Source organism: Mycobacteroides salmoniphilum (assembly GCF_004924335.1).
GTDB classification, from domain to species: Bacteria; Actinomycetota; Actinomycetes; order Mycobacteriales; family Mycobacteriaceae; genus Mycobacterium; species Mycobacterium salmoniphilum.
Map to the genome: position 1 here is coordinate 682,040 of NZ_CP024633.1, position 16,474 is coordinate 698,513.

The 16,474-nt window shown below is 65.7% G+C and carries 19 protein-coding genes; 9 read left to right on the forward strand and 10 right to left on the reverse strand.

The window, feature by feature from the left end:
* Positions 1–41: 41 nt before the first annotated feature.
* From DSM43276_RS03455 to DSM43276_RS03465, 3 genes are read left to right on the forward strand one after another with little or no spacing between them, the layout of a single operon-like run.
* Positions 42–641, forward strand: a complete 600-nt coding sequence (locus DSM43276_RS03455; protein ID WP_078331521.1) for a TetR/AcrR family transcriptional regulator — start codon at positions 42–44, stop codon at positions 639–641.
* Complete coding sequence (locus DSM43276_RS03460) at positions 638–1,408, forward strand: SDR family NAD(P)-dependent oxidoreductase (protein WP_078331520.1); 771 nt, start codon at positions 638–640, stop codon at positions 1,406–1,408. Before DSM43276_RS03455 ends, DSM43276_RS03460 begins: the two co-directional genes overlap by 4 nt.
* Entirely contained in the window at positions 1,405–2,217 is an 813-nt protein-coding gene (locus tag DSM43276_RS03465) for an enoyl-CoA hydratase/isomerase family protein (RefSeq protein WP_078331519.1), read from the forward strand. The genes DSM43276_RS03460 and DSM43276_RS03465 overlap by 4 nt, the downstream gene beginning before the upstream one ends.
* Here DSM43276_RS03465 and DSM43276_RS03470 read toward each other — a convergent pair.
* The 7 genes from DSM43276_RS03470 to DSM43276_RS03500 form a co-directional block, all read right to left on the reverse strand.
* A complete protein-coding gene (locus DSM43276_RS03470) occupies positions 2,214–2,858 on the reverse strand; it encodes a TetR/AcrR family transcriptional regulator (protein ID WP_078331518.1) in 645 nt (214 codons plus the stop codon). The two genes, DSM43276_RS03465 and DSM43276_RS03470, sit on opposite strands and share 4 nt — an antisense overlap.
* Complete coding sequence (locus DSM43276_RS03475; RefSeq protein ID WP_078324814.1) at positions 2,855–3,640, reverse strand: enoyl-CoA hydratase-related protein; 786 nt, start codon at positions 3,638–3,640, stop codon at positions 2,855–2,857. Before DSM43276_RS03475 ends, DSM43276_RS03470 begins: the two co-directional genes overlap by 4 nt.
* Positions 3,637–4,791: a thiolase domain-containing protein gene (locus DSM43276_RS03480; protein ID WP_078324815.1), complete on the reverse strand. Its 1,155-nt coding sequence runs from the start codon at positions 4,789–4,791 to the stop codon at positions 3,637–3,639. The genes DSM43276_RS03475 and DSM43276_RS03480 overlap by 4 nt, the downstream gene beginning before the upstream one ends.
* Positions 4,788–5,861, reverse strand: a complete 1,074-nt coding sequence (locus tag DSM43276_RS03485) for a thiolase domain-containing protein (protein ID WP_078331517.1) — start codon at positions 5,859–5,861, stop codon at positions 4,788–4,790. The genes DSM43276_RS03480 and DSM43276_RS03485 overlap by 4 nt, the downstream gene beginning before the upstream one ends.
* The gene (locus DSM43276_RS03490; protein WP_078331516.1) at positions 5,854–6,330 is read right to left on the reverse strand and encodes a Zn-ribbon domain-containing OB-fold protein; all 477 of its coding nucleotides are present in this window, start codon (positions 6,328–6,330) and stop codon (positions 5,854–5,856) included. The genes DSM43276_RS03485 and DSM43276_RS03490 overlap by 8 nt, the downstream gene beginning before the upstream one ends.
* On the reverse strand, positions 6,327–6,782 hold the full coding sequence (locus DSM43276_RS03495; RefSeq protein ID WP_078331515.1) for a PhlB family protein: 456 nt from the start codon (positions 6,780–6,782) through the stop codon (positions 6,327–6,329). The genes DSM43276_RS03490 and DSM43276_RS03495 overlap by 4 nt, the downstream gene beginning before the upstream one ends.
* Before the next feature lie 113 nt (positions 6,783–6,895).
* Positions 6,896–7,858: an ABC transporter substrate-binding protein gene (locus DSM43276_RS03500; protein WP_136628981.1), complete on the reverse strand. Its 963-nt coding sequence runs from the start codon at positions 7,856–7,858 to the stop codon at positions 6,896–6,898.
* A 239-nt stretch (positions 7,859–8,097) separates the two neighbouring features.
* Between DSM43276_RS03500 and DSM43276_RS03505 the strand changes: the two genes are divergently transcribed.
* The 6 genes from DSM43276_RS03505 (at position 8,098) to DSM43276_RS03530 (ending at position 14,167) form a co-directional block, all read left to right on the forward strand.
* On the forward strand, positions 8,098–9,084 hold the full coding sequence (locus tag DSM43276_RS03505; RefSeq protein ID WP_078324820.1) for a hypothetical protein: 987 nt from the start codon (positions 8,098–8,100) through the stop codon (positions 9,082–9,084).
* Between the two features lie 163 nt (positions 9,085–9,247).
* Positions 9,248–10,099, forward strand: a complete 852-nt coding sequence (locus DSM43276_RS03510; protein WP_234803129.1) for a hypothetical protein — start codon at positions 9,248–9,250, stop codon at positions 10,097–10,099.
* Positions 10,096–10,860, forward strand: a complete 765-nt coding sequence (locus DSM43276_RS03515; protein ID WP_078331513.1) for a hypothetical protein — start codon at positions 10,096–10,098, stop codon at positions 10,858–10,860. Before DSM43276_RS03510 ends, DSM43276_RS03515 begins: the two co-directional genes overlap by 4 nt.
* Positions 10,857–11,891: a hypothetical protein gene (locus DSM43276_RS03520; RefSeq protein WP_078324822.1), complete on the forward strand. Its 1,035-nt coding sequence runs from the start codon at positions 10,857–10,859 to the stop codon at positions 11,889–11,891. The genes DSM43276_RS03515 and DSM43276_RS03520 overlap by 4 nt, the downstream gene beginning before the upstream one ends.
* Before the next feature lie 43 nt (positions 11,892–11,934).
* Entirely contained in the window at positions 11,935–13,026 is a 1,092-nt protein-coding gene (locus DSM43276_RS03525; protein WP_078324823.1) for a CaiB/BaiF CoA transferase family protein, read from the forward strand.
* A 70-nt stretch (positions 13,027–13,096) separates the two neighbouring features.
* Positions 13,097–14,167: an alpha/beta hydrolase gene (locus DSM43276_RS03530; protein ID WP_078331512.1), complete on the forward strand. Its 1,071-nt coding sequence runs from the start codon at positions 13,097–13,099 to the stop codon at positions 14,165–14,167.
* Here DSM43276_RS03530 and DSM43276_RS03535 read toward each other — a convergent pair.
* The 3 genes from DSM43276_RS03535 to DSM43276_RS23510 form a co-directional block, all read right to left on the reverse strand.
* Positions 14,156–15,334: a pyridoxal phosphate-dependent aminotransferase gene (locus DSM43276_RS03535; protein ID WP_078331511.1), complete on the reverse strand. Its 1,179-nt coding sequence runs from the start codon at positions 15,332–15,334 to the stop codon at positions 14,156–14,158. The genes DSM43276_RS03530 and DSM43276_RS03535 overlap by 12 nt on opposite strands.
* Before the next feature lie 54 nt (positions 15,335–15,388).
* On the reverse strand, positions 15,389–15,796 hold the full coding sequence (locus DSM43276_RS03540) for a hypothetical protein (protein ID WP_078331510.1): 408 nt from the start codon (positions 15,794–15,796) through the stop codon (positions 15,389–15,391).
* A 103-nt stretch (positions 15,797–15,899) separates the two neighbouring features.
* Positions 15,900–16,307, reverse strand: coding sequence for a hypothetical protein (locus DSM43276_RS23510; protein WP_234803127.1), 408 nt, complete (start codon positions 16,305–16,307; stop codon positions 15,900–15,902).
* Positions 16,308–16,474 lie beyond the last annotated feature (167 nt).

The window sequence follows — 16,474 nt, forward strand, 5'->3', positions numbered from 1 at the left end:
ATCGTTATTTCCAATATCGAAACTAGGGGGATGGTCGGATAGTGGACAGACGCCAGGGCGGACGCCCCCGCGACCCGGACAAGGACGACGCGGTGCGCGAGACGGTGCGGCAGATGCTGGCCACCGAGGGGTATCAGGGCACCACTATCCCCGCGGTGGCGCGCGCCGCCGGGATCGGTGCACCCACCATCTACCGGCGTTGGCCCACTCAGGCCGACATGGTGGAAAGCGCGATCGCCGACCGCCCCTGGCCCGCGGCGCTGGCCGAGCCCGCCGAATTTGAGGACCATCTGCCTGTTGTGGTGCGATCCGTGGTCGAATACTTCGCCGACCCGGCCACCCGCGCGGCGATGCCGGGACTCCTCGTTGAGTACTACCGCGAACCGAGCCGGTATGCGGGTCTGGTAGAGCGCGCCGAAACGCCTTTGCGCGAGGCATTTCGGGCAGCACACACCGAAGCTGTCGCCGTCGGCCGGTGCGCGGACCAGCCGGGGGCAGACGCGCTCTTCGACACGATCGTGGGCATGGCCGTGTATCACGGCGTGCTGCGCGGCACCGCCGACGATGCGCTCGTCGAACAGATTCTTGGCATGGTGCGCGCCGCGAGTTTTATGGACCAGCGAAAAGTTAGGGAACGATGAACCGGGAAACCTTCTCCAGCCTGTTCGACCTCACCGGGCGCACTGCGATCGTCACCGGCGGCACGCGCGGGATCGGACGCGCACTCGCTGAAGGTTATGCCTGCGCGGGCGCCAATGTCGTTGTCGCAAGCCGCAAACCAGAATCTTGTGCCGAGACCGTCGAGCACCTGCGCGCGCTGGGTGGGCGAGCCCTGGGCGTGTCGACGCACACCGGTGACATCGAATCCCTGGAACACCTGGTGCAGGTCACCGTGGAGGAATTCGGCGGTATCGACATTGTGGTGAACAACGCCGCCAATGCCCTGACCGAGCCGGTCGGTGCGTTCACCGTCGACGGCTGGGATAAGTCCTTTGGGGTGAACCTGCGCGGGCCGGTCTTCCTGGTGCAGGCCGCGCTGCCGCATCTGGTGGCCAGCCAGCACGCCGCGGTCCTCAACGTGGTCTCAGTGGGCGCCTTCATGTTTGGGCAGGGCGTCTCCATGTACTCGGCGGCCAAGGCCGCCCTCGTCTCCTACACTCGGTCCGCGGCAGCCGAGCTCGCCGCGCGGGGTGTGCGTGTCAACGCACTGGCGCCCGGCGCGATCGATACCGACATGGTGCGTAAGACACCACCCGCGGAGGTGGAACGCATGGCGAACGCCAACCACCTCAAACGGCTCGGGCTCCCCGACGAAATGGTGGGCACCGCGCTGCTTTTGACATCCGATGCGGGCAGTTACATCACCGGCCAGACCATCATCGCCGACGGCGGGCTGGTGGCCCGATGATCCGTACCGAGCAGCGAGAGAACGGCATCCTGGTCGTCACGATCGATCGCCCGGAGCGCCGCAACGCGTTGGATCCGCAGACCGTGGCTGAGCTGCATTCGGTGATTGAGAAGGTCGATGGCGATCCGAAGGTCCGTGTGGTGGTCCTCACCGCTGTCGGTGCCTCCTTTTGTGCCGGAGCCGATCTGAAGTCGCTGCCCACTGATTTCACCAATACCGGTGTCACCTCGACGGCCGCGCTGCTCGGTGCCACCGACTCGGAGCTGGTCCGCACGCTTGCGGCCCAGGAGCTCATGGCCTCGCTGTTTGAACGGATTCACCGGATGCGTCAGCCGGTCATCGCGGCCGTCAACGGGCATGCGGTCGGCGGCGGGTTCGCGTTGGCGCTGGCCTGCGATATCCGGTTCGCCTGTCCGGAAGCTTCTTTCGGGGCCGTGTTCATTCGTCACGGGGTGTCCAACTGCGATATGGGCACCAGCTATCACCTACCGCGGCTGGTGGGCGCGGCCCGCGCCGCCGAGCTGATGTTGACGGGACGGGTGTTCGGTGCCGACGAGGCCTTGCGGATCGGCTTGATCTTCGACGTGGTGCCCGCCGAGAACCTGCTCGACGTCGCACTGGCGAAGGCCGAAGAGATCGCGGTGCACTCACCCTTGGCGGTGTGGATGACCAAGGAGACGATGTGGCAGACGGTCGATGCGCCGAGCCTGCGACATGCACTGGATCTGGAGAACAGGACCCAGGTGATGTGCACTGCCACAGGGGAACTGCGCCGGTCCTTCGACGCATTCCGGGAGGGCCGCGCCTAGTCCTCTCTGGGAGGTCCGGCCAGGATGGCGGTCACCATGTCGACGAGCTGCGCGTTCATCTGCCGGTCGTCAAGGTAGGTGCCGCTCAAGGACATCAGACGATTGGTGTGGGGGATATCGCCGAGAACCACGCAGGTCAGCGTCACCGCGTGGGTGACGCCAAAACGGATGGACGGCAGTGACGCGTTCGGACGTAGCCGGACGATGAGTTCCTGGAGTCGCGCGGCCTGAGGCTGGAAACTCACGCTCATCGGAATCAACGCGGGATGGCCGCTGATGAGAAGCTTTCCCAGGGTGGAAAGCCATGCGGTTCCACCTTCTTCACCGATCTCCGCCAGCGGGACGACGATCGCCTCGGCGATGGCGCGCAGTGTCCCGGCCTTCTCGGCGACATCCAATAACGCGAAGCGGCGAGTCTCTAGTTGGTTCAGGTACTTGTCGAGCAGCGCCTCGATGAGACGCTCCTTGGATCCGAAGTGATAGTGCACCGAGGCGACATTGGTGCCGGCCGCCGCCATGATCGCGCGCAGAGATACCGCGTCCACACCGCGCTCGGCGAACAATCGCTCGGCGGCACCGAGCAATCGCTGATCGGTGGAATCATGGGCAATACCAGTAGGTTCTGCTGCGGTGTTGGTCATTGCCCGGTGAACCGTGCCTCTCGTTTCTCGCGGAACGCGGCCAATCCCTCGCGCGCGTCGGCGGAGGTAATCACCTGTCGGGTAAGCCGAGCCTCGATGGCGCGGGCATCTTCCTCGGCAATCCATCCGCTGCGCACCACTGCCTCCTTGGCGTTGCGCACGGCCAGGGGGCTGTTGCGGACTACGCGCTCGGCGAGGCTGCGCGCCTTGTCCAATGCGGTGCCCGCCGGTGCCACGTGTCCCACCAATCCGAAATGGTATGCCTCCTGGGCGGTGAGTGGCTCGCCCGTGAGGATCATCTCCATAGCTTTGGTGTAGGGAATCTGGCGCTTGAGGCGGACCATGGACCCCGCTCCGGGCACCAGCCCGCGCTGCACTTCCGGAAGACCGAAGGTTGCGTTCTCGTCGGCAACACGGATATCGGTCTGCTGCAACATCTCACAGCCGCCGCCGAGGCACGCGCCGTTGACCGCCGCGATGAGTGGTTTGGTCAGGGTATGGGTGAGTAGCAGACCCCTGCCGATGGCGGCGGGGTCCAGTGGCGGGGCGGAGCCGTCGCGGACCATCCAGCCGTCACTGAGATCGCCCCCCACGCAGTAGGCGGCACCTGCGCCCGTCAGGATGGCAGCCCGGATGCCGTCGTCCGCGTCGATCTCGTCCCAGACCTGGGCGAACTGCCCGATCATAGTGGTGGACAGTGCATTCCGACGATGCGGACGGTTCATGGTCACGATGACGATGGGGCCGTCACGCTCGACGAGAAGTTCTCGCTCGGTGGTCATGGCCTCTCGCTTCCCACTACCCAGAGCGCGTGGAACTGCGATGCTCCGCCCATGGCATGTCCTATCGCACGTCTGGCGCCGTCGACCTGATGTTCCCCTGCTAGTCCGCGCACCTGCAATGCCGCTTCGGCGAACCGAAGTAGGCCCGTCGCGCCGGTGGGGTTGCCCGAGAGCACACCGCCGGAGGGGTTGATCGGATGTGTGCCCTCGAATGCGGTGTGGCCCTCATCGACGGCGCGCCAGCCCGCCCCCTCCGGGGCCAGCCCAATGTTTTCCATCCACATCGGCTCATACCAGCTGTAGGGGATGTAGAGCTCGGAGACGTCGACCTCGGTGGCGGGATCGGTGATTCCCGCCTCGCGGTACGCCTGCGCAGCGCACTCCTGTCCGGCGCGCGGATTCACCTCGTCGCGACCTGCGAAATGACCTGTCTCGGTGCGCCATCCGGTGCCGTGAATCCAGGCGGGTGGTCGAGGGGCATGCATGGCAAACAGCTCGGACGAAACGACGACGGCACACGAGCCATCCGATGACGGGCAGGATTCCAGGAACCGGATCGGATCCCACAGCATCGGGGAGTTGCGCACCTCCTCGACGGTGATATCGGGTTTGTGGATGTGCGCGTACGGGTTCCGGGTAGCGTTGAGGCGATGATTCACGGCGACCTGCCAGCCGATGTGCTCCGGCGCCTGCGAGCGGCGAATGTACTCGCGGATCACCGGTGCGAAATGCCCGCCCGCGCCGGCGCCCAGCTGGACGCTGAACGGCAGTGGCCGTGACAGTGCCCAGGTGAAATTTCCTTCTGACTCCTTGGAATACGCGACTACCAGTACTCTGCCGGCGAGTCCGGCCTGTACCAGGTGCGCGGCGTAGATGGCCGCGTGCCCGCCCACACTGCCGCCGGTGAACACCCGGGTGACCGGCAGACCACGCGCGCCCATCGCGTCGGCGAGGTACAGCTCGGGATTCATCACCCCGTCGAAAAGATCAGGGGTCTTGGCGAGCACGATCGCGTCGATATCCCCGAATGTCAGCTCCGCATCGGCCAGCGCGCCGTCCACCGCCTCGCGGACCAGCGCCGCGATGCTGACCTCACGTTTCTTGGCCTGCTTGCTTTGTCCGACACCGACTACCGCAACACGGGCACTCATGCGCTTGCCTCCATCAGACACACCAGGTTGTGCTGCAGTCCGGGTCCGTTGGTGGCGTGGGCCAGTGCTCGGGTGGCCCGCCCCTGCATGATGGTGCGGGCCGATTCCCCGATGCGGATCAAACCGGTGGCAGTAGCGGGCGCACCCGCCAGCGGTCCGCCGGATGGATTGACGAGTGTGTTGTTGTCGATGCCAAAGGTCTTGGTGAGCAATGGTTCCGCGTAGCTGTATTCGGTATGCAGCTCGGCGACCTCCACGTTCGAGGCTGAAAAACCGGCCATGGCGGCTGCCTTTTCGGCGGCGATCCGGGCCGAGTCGAGCACCGCGAGGTCCCGCGAGCCGGGATGGTGCGTATCCATCCGATGATCGATTGCCCGGATCCACGCCGGTCGCCGCGCCAGGCGCCGTGCCACGTCGCCGGTGGCCAGGATGAGCACCGCCGCACCGTCACCGACCGGTGCCGCATCGTGGGGGCGCAGCGGTGCGGCGATGTACGGCTCATCCAGCAGAGTTTCGACCCCTGGAGCACCTGCCTTGAGCGCAAAGGGATTTGACAGGGCGTCGGTCAGTGATTGGTTCACCACATCGGCCATCTCGCGCTCCGTGGTGATACCGGCTTCGATGACGGCGGCAGCCTGTAGCCCGGCGATCGCATGCCGGTGCGGATGCAGGGGAGCCAGGTAATAGGGGTCCAGAGAAGAGGGAAACACCTGGTCGAGGTCGGCGGGCGGCGCTCCCCGGCCGACGCCGTAGATCAATGCGATATCGCCATGCCCCAATTGGAGCCAGGCCCACGCCTCGTAACACGCCCACGCGGCGTCCATTTCGACGTGAGATTCCGAGATCGGTGGCCAGGCGCCAACGGCGTCGAGGGATTCGATGTACGCGAAGGTGCGGCCCTCGAAGAAGTCATGGCTACCCGATGCGTAGAAGTCGATGTCCTCGCGACGCAGCTCCACCTGTTCAAGGGCCTCGCGGACCACGGGGAGCAGGATCTCGGCCATATCATCCCGCAGATTAGCTGCGGTACAAGGTGATTGAGCATAGGAGACCACGGCGACGTCACGCATGGGCGGCCTCGTTCGATACTGGGCGGAAGTAGCGGATGCTCTGCATGGTGGCACCGAGGTCCTCGTCGGACACCCAGACCGGCTCGACCGTCATACCGATGTGTACTCCGTCCGGCTCGGTGTCCCCGATCATGTGCATGAGCCTGGTGTCAGCACCGTGCAACTGGATGTGTGCCACCGCGTACGGCGGGGTAAACACCTGCCCGGGAAAGGGGAAGCTGACGATGCAGAAGGTCTGGACCGTGCCGGTTCCCGTAAGTGGGTACGGTTCGCCCAGTTCGCTCAGGCATCGCGAACAGAATTGCGGCGCAGGGCAGTACGCGCGTTCGCAGTCCGGGCATTGGCGTGCCAGCAGCCGTCGTTGCGCCAGTCCACGGAGGAAGACCGACCGGCCGATTCCGGCAACATACGTGTAGTCCATGTGAAACGGGCTGGCTATCGAGGTGACCGGTACGGGCAATGTGCTCACGGCTGACCGATCGGTTCGAAGCAGACGATATCGGTGATGGCGCCGACGCGGTCGGTGCGCCATCGCGGGGCGACCGGAAGTCCCGTCCTCATCACCGCGAGGTTTCCGCCGACATCGACCGCGTGAAACATCGAGTTGGCGGTTCCGTCGATGCGGATGAGTGCCCATGCGAAACTTGTTTTGATCTCGTCGGCTGGCCGTGGAGGCACCCATGTCCATTGCAGCACAACGCCCTTCGGCTCAAGCTCCACCAACTCGCCGGTGGCGCTGGCGTCTGTCGGGTCGAATTCGAGCACCGGGCACGACACCTGGCCGTGGGTTGTCCGCACTCCGAACAGCCGCGCGTCGCGCAGACCGCCGAGGAAGGTGCCGATCTTGGGGCCGACGGTGCGTTCGAATCCGAACTCGATCGTGTAGGGAGCGCGTAGGGATTCGGTGGATTGGTCGGTCACAGCCCTCCCGACAAGGTGTCTATCAGTTGATTCAATCGAGCGATAGGACCGTAACACGGCAGTGATGGGGGCCACAGATCTTCGTCGACATGGGTGCGACGAGGGGGCGGCGGTTATCGCGGAGGGGGTGGCTTCAATGCCTTTTCGAGCTGGGGTGTCAGTTGTTCGAGGGCATAGATCCGAGCCAGTGGGCCGCCGAGCCGGAGCGCGTCCACCACTGGGCTGTCCGCCGGGATGTAGACCGCGCGCCCCTCGGTGACCGCACGCAGGTCGGCAAGGCCACCCATGGACTTCGCCTGCTGCTCGGTGGCTCCCACCACGACCAGGAGGTCCTCGTCGGCTTTCTTCTTCAGCTCGCTATCGGGCACCGGGCCGGCGTATCGCTGGCTCAGGAAGCCCAGACCGTCGAAAACCGCTCGGCGCGGATCGCGGAACCCCACCAGGAAGGTCCCTTGTCCGTCGGCGACCCAATCGACGACAGCGGTTCGGTTGACCCAATGCTGGTGTCCGGTGCGTATCTGGTTGTACCGGGTGCCAACCTCCTCGGATCGCATGCGCGCCTGATCGGACTTGCCGATGGCGCGACCGATGGTGAAGAGCTGTGTATACCAAGGTGTTTCAGCACGATCGAGGCGGTCCTCCGAGACCACGGTTGGTGCGATCCGGGTCAGCCTGTCATAGGTGGGCCTGTCGATATCGGCGCCGGTGGCCAGGATGACGTCGGGCTTGGCGGCGGCGATAGCGTCGAAATTCAGCTCCGCGCCTGAGACGACGGGGGGATAGGAGACCTCCGGAACGACCCAGGGGTACATGGGGTACTCCGGCAGTGCGGACCGGACGCCGACGGGTTTGGTGCCCAACGACTGCACGAGGTCTTGGTCGTTCCATCCGAGTGTGACCACGCGGTTGGGCCGTGTCGGGAGGAACGCGCCGCCGTACTTGTGCGGGATGCTCAGGGGGAAGCCGTCAGGAGACAGTGTCGGAGTGGTGGCGGGTGGCGGACTGTGAGTGCGAGAGCATCCGGTGAACGCCAGCAGCATCAGGAGCGCGGCAATCACGCGTCCGGCCGTTGCCATGCCGAGGAAGCTACCACCGGCCTGCGGCGATAAACGAATGTGCCCCAAATCGGCTCGGGGTGAATCGAACGAGCGGTCTCCGGGTTGCAGGCCCACCACCTGCGGGAACGCCACCAGGCGGGATGTCGTTTGCTGGACGTTGCCATTGACGCGTGGTCGGGACCTTCATACGTTTGCGCCGTTCCCAGCTCGTGCTACGGGTCAGAGCAACAGTGCAATAAGCCTGCAATAGGACACCGATGATTAAGCATCTCACCCGCCGCGCGACGGTCGCCCTCGTTGTGGCAGCCGCGGCGATGTCACCTGCCGCCTATCCGGCGGTGGCCGATACAGCGACGCCGCTCAACGGCCTGTTCGCGTTGGCGCCCGGAAGCTGCGCGGAGGGTCGCGCCACGGGCTCCTATTTCCGCATGATCTTGCCCGCCGGTGACGCGTCCGGCCCGTACCTGGCCAACGGTGATTCGACGTGCTCGGACAACACGGTCACGCTGCTGGCGCCGGGTACCGACGGTGGCCTGAAGTCGGGCGAGTATCAGCCGCAGCCCGGCAACGCATTCGACGGAAACGGAAATGCGGTGTCCGGCAGTATTACCCAGCCGGTCAAGTTCTACGGCGTGGGGTTTGCCACCGCGTCCAACCAGACCGACCCGCAGACCGGTCAGGGCACCGCCACGCCGCAGATCACGGTGAGTGGCAACAAGCTCGGCGGCGATCTCAGTGCCTTCGGCGTGACCTGGAACAACCAGGTGTTCAACCAGGGATCGCCGAAACCCGGTGGCGCATTTCCCGGTAAGACCACGCCGGTGACCGGCACCTACGACAGCAATACCGGAGCCTTCATCGTTGAGTGGACCAGCCAGATCGTGGGCGGTCCGTTCAACGACTTCACCGGGCTGTGGCACCTGGTCGGCAAGGTCGGGGGCGGCGCCGGTGGCGCAGCAGTGGCCGAACCGCCACCCCCTCCGCCGCCGGGTGCTCCACCCGCGGCGGATGCACCGCCCGCCGTGGCCGCGCCGGCGGCCCCCGGGCAGGTTGTTGTGCAAGCTGGTCAACAGCTCGCGGCACCGCCACCGCTGTCGGCCGGCCAACAGCTCATCGCGCTGCCCGTTGATGACAACCCGCGCACGATAACTCCGCCGTGGGTCATCGCACTGCTGGTGTTCGTGGCGATCGGTGGCGGAATCCTGTTTGTGGTGGGGGAGCGGATCTTTAGCCGTGGCCGCTGAGCGGTTGGCTGAGACATCTCAGTCGGCCCTGCCTTCGTATGCCGATATCGTCGGCGAGGACGCCGTCGTCGCTGAGGCCGGACCGGCCCCCAGACCCCGCTGGCCGTTTGTCGCGCTCATCGTCCTTGGTGTGCTGCTGTTCGCGTTGCCGGTGGGCACCGGGATGTTCACACGTGCCGCGGGCGGCCAGCAGATGCTCACGGAGTTCCGTCCCTTTGTGTCGTCGGAGGTGCTCGCCAAGTTTCGCGGTTACCTCGACACCGTCGACGCCGCTCGTGCCGACGTGCAGGCGACGCGGTCGGTCGCGGGCGGGCGCTACGAGCGACTGGATGTCTTTGTCGCGCAGTATCCGTCGATTCGACAGGACATGAACGGTCTGCTTGATGCGGTCGATGGTCAGGTGAACAACTACGGGCAGTTACGTGCGGTGGGCCCGTTCGACGTATTGCCGTTTCTGCTGGCGGTGCCGGGGCTGGTTCTGCTCGGCGCGGGTGTGTGGGGCCTTCGGCGAACTCGTGACGGTGAAAAAGCCTTCGGGGCAAGGATTCTCGCGGTTCTCGCGGCCGCGGTGCTGATCGCTGTGCCATTCGCGGACGGACTCTTTTCGCGCGCCCCGGCGGGGGCCCAGCTCATTGACGCGTTCACTCCGATCATGACCCACGAGCGGGTGGCGGCGGTGCAGCGGCATTTTGTGGTGCTGGTCGCGGCGGAAGGAGAATTGGACACCCAATTCCTGGGCGATCTGCGGCAGCATGATCCGGCCCGCGCGGTTCCGGGTATCGACGCCTTCGTATCCCAATGGCAGCCCATGACAGCGGATTTCGCCTCACTGATCGGAGTGATGGCCGACAACGTGGACAACTTCGGCAGGGTGGTGGCGCTCGATCGGATCACCGCCCCGCTCGGATTCCGATCATTCGACTATTTCGGGTGGTTCTTCCTCGTGCCCGGTGTACTGGCGGCCGCTGCCGCTATTGACGTGAAAGGAGCCGCACGGTGGCCCAGAAAACGATGATGCGCAGCACTCTCTGTGCGGCGCTGGCGGCAGCGGTGCTGGTGACGGCTCCGGCCTGTGGGTCGGAGAAGCCGGCCGAGTCCCCGCTCACCGGGCTGCTGGCCTTGCAGCCCGGCACGATCGACGGGAACAAGCTCAGCGGCACCTGGTTCAAGATGGTGCAACCGGGCGGCAACCCCCAAGAGGGTCCCTTCATGCCGAATGCCAATTCTCCTGTACCGCAGGGGGCCGCGACACTGCTCGCGCCGGGCACGGATGGCGGGCTGGTCCTGGGCGACTATCAGGGTGAGCCGAATCCGGCGTTCGACGAGGCCACCGGCTACTCCCTGGCCGCCCGGGTAACCCAGCCGACGAAGTTCTTCAACATCGAATTCGGCATCTCCACCAACAAGATCGACCCGCAGACACAACGCGAACTCTTGGCGCCCTCGGCCACGGTGTCGGGCGACAAGATCTCGGCTGATGTGTCCGCGTGGGCCGCCTCGTGGAACCGCCAGGAGTTCAATCAGGGTGCGCCCAAGCCGAAACCCAAAGAGCAGGCGCAGATTCCGGGTGAGGCACGTGCCAAGCAGGTGTGGGAGTTCGTCGCGGGGCGCTGGGTCGGCCGCGATTCCGTGGACGGCGAAAGCCCCAAGGCCACCGGTACATACGACAAGGACACCAAGAAGTTCACGCTCGATTGGACCAGTCTCATCGTGGGTGGTCCGTTCAACAGCTTCACGGGAGTCTGGCACCTCGAAGGCGTGGTGAAAGACCGATGAGTCCGACCCCCGCAGAAGAGACGGCTCCGATCGCTTCCGTGCAGCGGCGGCCCACGAAGGAACGCGTATTCGGTATCGCGGTAAGGACATTCGCGGCCATTACCGTGATCGGCAGCGTGGCCGCCATTACCCAGCTGTCGTACTCGCCTGCGCGCGCGCCCATCGTCGGGTATCAGATCGTGAACCGTGACGGATCGATTCCCGAAGGCGCCATCCCGATCCCGGTGCCGCCGCCGGGGCCGCAATTGATCGCGCCGCTACCGCGTCCCCAGGTGCCCTCGCATCCACCGGGTCGGGCCGCGGGACCATTTGGCGCACTGCCGTCGGTGACCGACCGTGGGCTTCCGATCTCCGTCGCCCAGCCTTGCCCCTTCGGCTGGCCGGCACCTGGCCCGGACGAGCAGGGTGGGTTGGCCTCGCTGATCGACGTGGCACCGGCGGCGGGCGTGTTCTCCTCGGAGGCGTTCGCCCCGGCGACGGCCTATGAACCGATCCTGAAGATGATGGGACCGGTGCTGGCGCGCATCTCTCCGCTGCTCTCCCGGCATCCGTGGGCGATCGACCAGTTCGTCACCCGATTCCAGACCGTCATGGTGCGCGTCCTCGAAGCGATCCTGCCGTACTACGGCCCGTACCGGAACGACGTCCTCAAGGCCGAGGGTGACCTCGCAAAGGCGTTGACCCCCTTCCTGGAAAGCCTGTACAACACGCCGACGGCGCAATGCCTCGTCGCCTGGGAGGCGCAGCGCATCCGGGACGCGCGTGGGGGCCGACCACCGGCGTTACGGCTACACGATCTGGGCAAGGTGATCGACCTGTACCGCTCGACGCACTGGCGTGAGGGCGACGACGATCCGCCACCCGCTCCGCTGCCTGCCTACGAGTTCACGCCGCCGCCCGCGCCACCACCGGCGTCGGACGCTCCGGCGGCACCGAGCACGTCGCGACCGGTGATCCCCAACTTCCCGACCCCCACACCGGCCCCGGCGCCCGCGCAAACCTCGTCACCGGCCATCTCCTCGTCGCTCTAGCCACACTTCCCAACCAACGGGTTGACTGGTTAGGGTGACCCCCATGGCTGACACTGGCGTCAAGACAGGCCCCCTTGCGGGCGTAAAGGTGATCGAGCTCGGTGGCATCGGCCCCGGGCCGCACGCGGCGATGATGTTGTCCGACTTGGGGGCAGACGTCATCCGGGTCCGTCGTCCGGGCGGGCTTGCGATCCCCGCTGAGGAGGCCGATCTCTTCCACCGCGGCAAGCGCCTGGTCAACCTGGACGTCAAGAAGGACCCCGAAGGGCTGCTCGCGCTCGTCGACAAGGCCGATGTCCTGCTGGACCCATTTCGGCCCGGTGTGTGCGAGCGCATCGGGATCGGCCCCGAGGAGTGCGCCACGCGCAACCCGCGGCTGATTTTCGCCCGGATGACGGGCTGGGGCCAGCACGGCCCGATGGCCGACCGCGCGGGGCACGACATCAACTACCTGTCGCTGACCGGCGCCCTGGGCTCGATGGGCTACAAGGACCGGCCGCCGATGCCGCCGATGAACTTGGTCGCCGACTTCGGCGGTGGCTCAATGCTTTTGGTGCAGGGCATCCTGGCCGCACTGTACGAGCGTGAGAAGTCGGGCAAGGGGCAGGTCATCGATGGCGCGATGGTCGACGGCGTCAGCCAGCTGGCCCAGATGCAATGGACGATGTACAACAACGGTCTGCTGTTCGATGAGCGTGAGTCTGGTCTGCTCGACGGTGGGGCGCCGTTCTACGGCACCTATGAGACCTCCGACGGTAAATACATGGCGGTGGGATCGATCGAGCCGCAGTTCTTCGCGATCCTGGTCCACGGCCTGGGACTGGATCCCGAGAGCGTTCCGTTCCAGCTCGACAAGGCGCGTTACCCCGAGATGCGCAAGATGTTCGACGACGCGTTCAAGACCAAGACCCGCGATGAGTGGACCGAGATCTTCATCGGCACCGATGCCTGTGTGTCACCGGTGCTCACCTGGGGCGAGGCCAAGCAGAATGGGCATCTGCGCGAGCGCGGCACCATCGTCGAGGTCAACGGAGTGACGCAGGCCGCGCCGGCCCCGCGCTTCTCGCGGACGCCCAGTGGGCCCATCGAGGCGTCGCCGAAGGACACGACCGAGCTCTCCGATATCGGCTGGTGATTTAGCCGAGATTGCTAGTACTAGGTACTGGTAGTCTCGCTCCAAAGCAATGACGCTACGAGGAGGCTCGATGACCAGCGCCCGACATGCCGCCGAATCCCGGCTGGCCGCCGTTACCTATGCGGGGCCGGAGTGGATGGGCAAGGCCAATTGGCATTCGGTGGCCGAGACGTACCTGTTCAAGGCGGTGGGCAAGCCGGGACTCTACGCGTTGACCCGGCTGATGCTGGCCGTCAACCGTCGGTTCCCTGATGCCCTGTTGAACCGGCGATACGACGGACTGGAACGTCTCATGGGCTGGGTGCCGGGCGTGTCCGGAACCCGCACCGAGCGTGTTCAGCTGCCGAATTGCGAAGCTGAATGGACGTGGAACGCCAAGAATGAGCCGGGGCCAGACGCCCCGGTGGTCATCTACTTCCATGGATCGGCGTTCATCGCGTTGGGGATCAACAGCCATCGACCGTTGGTGAGCCATATCGCGCGTGACTCCGGTGCGCGGGCGCTGAGCGTGGGCTACCGGTTGTGCCCGCGCAATCTGGTCGAAGATGCCGTCGCCGACGGCGTCGATGCGTACCGCTACGTGCTGAGTCAGGGCGTCGATCCGGACAACATCGTGCTCGCGGGTGATTCGGCCGGTGGATTCCTGGCGGCCATGATCGCTATCGCGGTGCGGGATCAGGGCCTGCGGCCGCCCGCGGGGTGTGTGCTGATCTCGGCGGCCACCAACAATGACATGGAGCCGAAGTACGCAGCCGTCAAACGTGTTGGCGATGCCATGTTCCCCGTGAACTTCCTGAAGATGATCAACGATGTGTTCCTGCTGCGCAATGGCGCGCGCGAGCCGGGAGCGTGCCCGGCCGACGCCGACCTGGCCGGACTGGGCCCGTTCCTGCTGCAGGTGGGTTCGCAGGAGGCGCTGCGGCCCGACTCCGAACTGTTCGCGGAACGTCTTGTCGCGGCAGGGGTTCCGGTGCGGTTGCAGATCTTTGACCGCGCGATTCACGTGTTTCAGGTGTTCGCGGCGACGAACCCAGACGCCCGCCGCGCGGTGGGGGAGATTACCGAGTTCATCAAGATCCTGCCGGGGCTGGCCAAGGCGCGCCAGCGTCCGGACGCGGTCGCGGCGGGCCTAACCTCCTAGTCGCGCCAAGCGGGATATCGCCTCGTCGATCACCGCGTCGCGCTTGGCGAAGGTGAACCGCACCAGGTGATTCCATTGATCGGCTGTTCCGGTATTGGGATCGCAGAAGGCGCTTACCGGAACCGCGGCCACGCCAACGGTTTCCGGTAGGCGCCGACAGAGCTCGGCGCTGTCGTTGAACCCCAGGGGCCGCGGATCCGCGCAGACGAAGTACCCGCCCTCGCTGCTGTGCACCTCGAATCCCAAGCCGGTCAGTGCCTCGGAGAGGCGATTGCGCCTGCGCTGCAATGACTCTCGCAGGTTCTTCACCCAGGTCTGTTCGGTATCCAGGGCCACTGCCACCGCGGGCTGAAAGGGTGCTCCGCCGACATAGGTAAGGAACTGCTTGGCGGCGCGCACGCCCGCGACCAATTCCGCTGAGCCACAAGCCCAGCCGATCTTCCAGCCGGTGCAGTTGAAGGTCTTGGCGGCGCTGGAGATCGTGACCGTGCGATCGGCCATCCCGGGCAGGCTGGCCATCGGGGTCTGCGTGCGCCCATCGAAGAGCAGCCGCTCATACACCTCGTCGGAAATGACCAGCAGATCGTGCTCGACCGCGAGCTCGGCAACCCGTGCCAGCTCGCCGTCGGTGAACACCTTGCCCGTCGGGTTATGCGGGGAATTGATGACCAGTGCCGCGGTCCGGGGGGTGATGGCGGCCGCGAGCGCGTGGGTATCCAGGGCGAAGCCCGCACCGTCGGGAACGAGCGGTACCGGGACACGAATGGCGCCTGCCATAGCCACCGCGGCCGCGTACGAGTCGTAGTACGGCTCGATCAGAATGACCTCGGAGCCGGGCTCGACGAGGCCCAGGAGTGCACCCGCGATCGCCTCGGTGGCGCCGACGGTCACCAGAACCTGTGTGTCCGGATCGAGCTCCTCGCCGTAGCGGGCGAGCCGATCGGCGGCGATGGCCCGGCGCAGTTCGGGGGTGCCGAGCCCCGGTGGATATTGGTTGAGACCGGAACGGATGGCCTGCTGCGCCGCATCGAGCATGGACGCTGGGCCGTCTTCATCGGGGAATCCCTGGCCCAGATTGATCGCGTCGTGGCGGACCGCGAGCGCCGACATTTCGGCGAAGATCGTTGCGCCGAAAGGGCGCAACCGGTTGACGGTCTTCGGGTTCACGCTGGCCCGTCTTCGGTGTTACCCGGCTTCATGCCGGGCAGCCTACCGCCGGATCTAGCAGCTGGGCGGTTCGAAGGACAGGTCGGTGCCCGGGATGGGGCAGAAGTAGTGACTGAGGCCCGGATTGCCTCGGTCATGGCTGTCCACGAAGACCTCCACGTCCCGGTCCGCGCTGTACACCCGGTAATACGTGGTGGTGTCCTCGAGAAAGAAGTTCGCGATCGTGGTCACCAGTTCGGCACCGGTGCCGGCGGCGCGGGCCTGGCGCATGCAGTCCAGATAGTCCGGTGGGATCTCGTGTGACGGCGGCAGCATGCGCAGCCTGCCGCAGTTGTGCAGCGCCGGCCGTTGTTCGAACGCGATGTCGGGGCTGAGCGGTTCTGGCTCGGCCTGCGCCAGCGGAGGACATCCTGCGGCGATGGCAGCCAGGATCACCGACGAGGTGCAGAGTCTTTTGAGCATCGCTCCAGACTTGCCGCCTTCGGGTCGACCGCGGAAGATTTCGGTGAAATCTCGTCGAAAAGCACCGCAAAGCGCGCATTCGACTGGGGTCTGACCCCAGGGGTTACCGGTCGGGCTGCAGTTTGGGGTCGGGGCAGCTGGGGTCTGGCGAGTAGTCGATGGGTGTGGTCCAGCAGAAGAAATGACTCCAGCCGAAATTGCTGAACTGATCGCCGGAGTAGTCCACAAAGACCTCGGTCCTCTGCTGTGGGGAGAACACCCGGTAGTAGGTGGTGACGGGATCTCCCTCGGTCGTGGGCTGGACGATCTTCAGCTCGGCGCCGAGGCCCGAGGCCCTGCCGTTGTTCATGCAATCGCGCTGTGGAGCGGGCGCGGCACGATCGCGGAAGCCGAAGGTGTAAGACCCGCAGCTGGGTAGCGGGGTGCGATCGATGAACGCGGATGGTGGCGGCTGAGGATCGCGGTCCCATGGAACTCGACGACCATGGCCCCACTCCCACGCCGACCACACGGCGAATATTGAAAGAGCCGCGATAGCCCCGATGATCACGCGTCTTAGTGGTCGAGACCGGGTCCACAGCACACTGCCAGCGTACCGGCACCCCATTCCCAACCAACGGGTTGGGAGGGCTGCTTACCATGGGGAGGCCACCCTGGTCTAACGTAGGGCTGTCTCGG

What these genes read in the sequence shown, in the direction of transcription:
- DSM43276_RS03460 (WP_078331520.1), top strand. Translation starts at nt 638, where the DNA reads ATGAACCGGGAAACCTTCTCCAGCCTGTTCGACCTCACCGGGCGCACT.
- DSM43276_RS03465 (WP_078331519.1), top strand. Translation starts at nt 1,405, where the DNA reads ATGATCCGTACCGAGCAGCGAGAGAACGGCATCCTGGTCGTCACGATC.
- DSM43276_RS03470 (WP_078331518.1), bottom strand. Translation starts at nt 2,858, where the DNA reads ATGACCAACACCGCAGCAGAACCTACTGGTATTGCCCATGATTCCACC.
- DSM43276_RS03475 (WP_078324814.1), bottom strand. Translation starts at nt 3,640, where the DNA reads ATGACCACCGAGCGAGAACTTCTCGTCGAGCGTGACGGCCCCATCGTC.
- DSM43276_RS03480 (WP_078324815.1), bottom strand. Translation starts at nt 4,791, where the DNA reads ATGAGTGCCCGTGTTGCGGTAGTCGGTGTCGGACAAAGCAAGCAGGCC.
- DSM43276_RS03485 (WP_078331517.1), bottom strand. Translation starts at nt 5,861, where the DNA reads ATGCGTGACGTCGCCGTGGTCTCCTATGCTCAATCACCTTGTACCGCA.
- DSM43276_RS03500 (WP_136628981.1), bottom strand. Translation starts at nt 7,858, where the DNA reads ATGGCAACGGCCGGACGCGTGATTGCCGCGCTCCTGATGCTGCTGGCG.
- DSM43276_RS03505 (WP_078324820.1), top strand. Translation starts at nt 8,098, where the DNA reads ATGATTAAGCATCTCACCCGCCGCGCGACGGTCGCCCTCGTTGTGGCA.
- DSM43276_RS03510 (WP_234803129.1), top strand. Translation starts at nt 9,248, where the DNA reads ATGTTCACACGTGCCGCGGGCGGCCAGCAGATGCTCACGGAGTTCCGT.
- DSM43276_RS03515 (WP_078331513.1), top strand. Translation starts at nt 10,096, where the DNA reads ATGATGCGCAGCACTCTCTGTGCGGCGCTGGCGGCAGCGGTGCTGGTG.
- DSM43276_RS03520 (WP_078324822.1), top strand. Translation starts at nt 10,857, where the DNA reads ATGAGTCCGACCCCCGCAGAAGAGACGGCTCCGATCGCTTCCGTGCAG.
- DSM43276_RS03525 (WP_078324823.1), top strand. Translation starts at nt 11,935, where the DNA reads ATGGCTGACACTGGCGTCAAGACAGGCCCCCTTGCGGGCGTAAAGGTG.
- DSM43276_RS03530 (WP_078331512.1), top strand. Translation starts at nt 13,097, where the DNA reads ATGACCAGCGCCCGACATGCCGCCGAATCCCGGCTGGCCGCCGTTACC.
- DSM43276_RS03540 (WP_078331510.1), bottom strand. Translation starts at nt 15,796, where the DNA reads ATGCTCAAAAGACTCTGCACCTCGTCGGTGATCCTGGCTGCCATCGCC.